Origin of the sequence: Streptomyces sp. BE20, from assembly GCF_036322525.1 — a bacterium.
Classification (GTDB): Bacteria; Actinomycetota; Actinomycetes; order Streptomycetales; family Streptomycetaceae; genus Kitasatospora.
Genome location: NZ_JAQYWW010000293.1, coordinates 1 through 409 on the forward strand (window position 1 = coordinate 1; position 409 = coordinate 409).

Consider the following 409-nt stretch of genomic DNA (forward strand, 5'->3'; position numbering starts at 1 on the left):
GCGTGGTGTTGGGGGGGGGGGTGGTGGTTTTTTTTTTGTTTGTTGTTTTGGTTTCGGGTGCGGGGGGGGGGGGGGGGGGGGGGCGGGGGTTGGGGGGTGTGGTTTGGTGTTGGGGGTTGGTGTGTTTTTGGTTGTGGGTGTGGGGGGGGGGGGGGGGGGGGGGTTTTGTTTTTTGGGGGGGGTGGGGGGGGGGTGGGTGGTGTGGGTTTTGTGTGTGTGGGGGGGGGGGGGGGGGTGTGTTTTTTTTTTTTTGGTTTGTGGGGGGGGGGGGGGTGGTTTTTTTTTTTTTTGTGTTGTGTTGGTAGGGCGGGGGGGCGGGGGGGGGGTTGGGGGGGTGGGGGGGTGGGGCGTGGGGGGCGTGGGCCGGGGGCGGTCGGCCGGGGCCGGGCGCCGCCCCCCCCCCCCCCCC

1 protein-coding gene is annotated in these 409 nt (G+C 69.4%); it reads left to right on the forward strand.

The window, feature by feature from the left end; genetic code table 11:
* On the forward strand, positions 1-305 hold a 305-nt coding region (locus PUR61_RS45085; RefSeq protein ID WP_329874839.1), incomplete at its 5' end, for a hypothetical protein.
* Between the last annotated feature and the right edge of the window lie 104 nt (positions 306-409).